The following is a 2212-nucleotide window of genomic DNA, read 5'->3' as shown; positions in this document are numbered from 1 at the left end:
CGCGCAGCGCCTGCCGCGCCTGTGCATACAGTTCTTCCGGCGTCCACGGCAACGCAGCCTCGGCCGACAGCGCCAGCAACTCGGTGTGCCACTGCTCCCACTGACCGCGCACGCGGGCGAATGCGTCGCTGTCGACCCCCTCCAGCGCGAGCGCGTCAAGCTGGCGGAACTGCTCACCGGCGAATGCCAGCTCACGTGCCAGGTCTTTCTTCAGCTGCGCCAGACGGTCGCGGTCGCGGCCGGACAGTTCGTCCAGCTGGGCCTGCTCACCGTAGCCCTCGCTGCCCTGCAGACGCGCGTTGGCACGGGCCTGCTCCTCGCGCAGGGTGTCGCGTTCGACCCGGGTATCGGCCAGCTGACGGCGGGTATCGACGAGCGTGTTCTCCGCCTCGGCCAGCGCGCCTTCGGCCTGGTCCAGCTGCTCGCTGTACAGGTCGCGCGCGTATTCGGCCGCCAGCGCCCGCGCCGACGCGGCGCGCGTGGCCTGGCCGGCGATCTTCTCGTACTGCCGCTCCACGCCTTCGGCCGCGTCGATGCGCTGCTTGACCTGCTCGATCTTCTCCTTGATCAGGCGGAAGCTCTCCAGCAGCGCGCGGAAACGGGCGATGTCGGTGGGCCGGTCCTCGGCCACCAGCGTGCGCACGAACAGGTCCACGTCCTCCACGCGCTGCAGGTTCAGCGCATTGAGGAACGCCTTGCGGTAGGCGTTCAGATCCGGAGTGACCGACGGGCCGGCCCGCAGCCGCAGCAGCAGGTCGCGCAGGAAACGTTCGGCATTGGGATGCAGCTGCGGGGTTTCACCGGCCTCCTTGCAACGACGGGTGACGTGCTCGCGGAAGGTGTTCCACGCCAGCGGCAGCTCCTTGCCATTGACCCGTTCCAGATGCTCGTCCAGCTCCAGCGCCACACCCGGCAGCAGGTACAGGCCATGCACCCGGTGCTCGGGCTCATCGACCGAAGCACCCAGCGCGATGCCGGCGGTCAGCGGCTCACCGCTTGCGGTGTCACGGAACACCAGCGAGATGTAGGTCGTGGCGGTGCGCCGCTTGCGGCCTTCCTCGCCGGTGCGGAACACGCCCAGGCAATAGTCGCGGATGGTGCGCGCGCGGTGGCTGCCCCCGGCCTGGGCGTTGAAGCGGATACGGCTGCGGTCGCCGCCGAGCAGCACGATCTGCAACGCATCCAGCAGCGCGCTCTTGCCGGCGCCGTTGGGCGCGATGATCGCGCTGGTGGCATCCAGCTGCAGGCTCTGCGCTTCGAACAGGAAGAACTGGACCAGGTGGATGCGTTCAAGCTGCTGCATCGTCGTCCTCCGTCTCCACGCCGTCATCGTCGCGATTGTGCTGGTCCAGCCGCTGCAGCCACTGCTCGCCGACGATCTCCACGATCGCCGGACGCGTACGCAGGTGGAACGGCTGCGGATCATCGCCTTCCGATTCCACCAGCCGGCATACGCCCCAGCGTTTGAGGGTGCGTGCCAGGGCGCGCAGCGTGCCGGTGTCGGGCATCGCCCGGCCGGTCAGCGCCTGCCAGCTTTCCTGCAGCTCGGGCAGTTCCACCACCACCTCGCCGTGATCCTCGATCAGGCCCTGGCGCATGGCTTCGTCGTACCGCTGGCGCAGTACCAGCAGGGCCAGTGTTTCATCCAGCGTCACCGGCGTGCCTTCGCCATGCACCGGCAGCGCCACCACGTAGCGGTAATGCGCGTTGCGTTCCAGGCGGATGCCCAGCGGCTCAAGGGCGGCGACGAAATCGGGGTAGTGGTCTTCGACCAGGTGGTAGGCCACGCGGGTGCGCGTGTCGGCCGCGTACAGCACCTGCTCGGTGGCCAGACGATAGGCGGCGCGCTCGAAGTCCTGCACCGTGTAGGTGCCGTTGGACATCTGGCTCAGGGTGTTCCAGCTGCGTTTCATGCGGTTTCCGGAAGTTTGGCGCCGACCCGCACGATGCGGAAGCGCGGGCCGCGCAGGTAATTGTTGGTGTCGGTATCGCCGGTAGCGAGCAGTTCGACGCGGAAGCCGCGCAGCACCCGGCCGAGCGGGTCCTCGCGGCGCAGACCGCCGATGCGGTTGCCACGCAGGGCCAGCGTGAGCAGGGTCTGGTAGGCGCGCAGGTCCTCGATGCTGGCGATATCCAGCGCGTCCGAGTCGAGCACCGCGGCGCGTTGCAGATGGCGACCGACATAGCGCGCCATGTCCTCGGCGTTGACCAG

Annotated in this window: 2 protein-coding genes and 1 pseudogene; all 3 read right to left on the bottom strand. The window is 68.7% G+C overall.

What is annotated here, in order from left to right:
- Nucleotides 1-1303: ATP-binding protein (locus tag JCM9942_RS14415; RefSeq protein WP_157722954.1), on the bottom strand; the 1303-nt coding region annotated here is incomplete at its 3' end.
- Entirely contained in the window at nucleotides 1290-1913 is a 624-nt protein-coding gene (locus tag JCM9942_RS14410) for a DUF4194 domain-containing protein (protein WP_054660522.1), read from the bottom strand. The genes JCM9942_RS14415 and JCM9942_RS14410, both read right to left, overlap by 14 nt.
- Nucleotides 1910-2212: pseudogene (locus JCM9942_RS14405) on the bottom strand (Wadjet anti-phage system protein JetA family protein); the annotation flags it as partial. The pseudogene JCM9942_RS14405 and the gene JCM9942_RS14410, both read right to left, overlap by 4 nt.

Source organism: Stenotrophomonas pictorum JCM 9942 (assembly GCF_001310775.1).
Taxonomy (GTDB): Bacteria; Pseudomonadota; Gammaproteobacteria; order Xanthomonadales; family Xanthomonadaceae; genus Stenotrophomonas; species Stenotrophomonas pictorum.
The sequence above is the reverse complement of the archived record's forward strand: the minus strand, read 5'-3'. Positions and strand labels throughout refer to the sequence as shown.

What these genes read in the sequence shown, in the direction of transcription:
- JCM9942_RS14410 (WP_054660522.1), bottom strand. Translation starts at nt 1,913, where the DNA reads ATGAAACGCAGCTGGAACACCCTGAGCCAGATGTCCAACGGCACCTAC.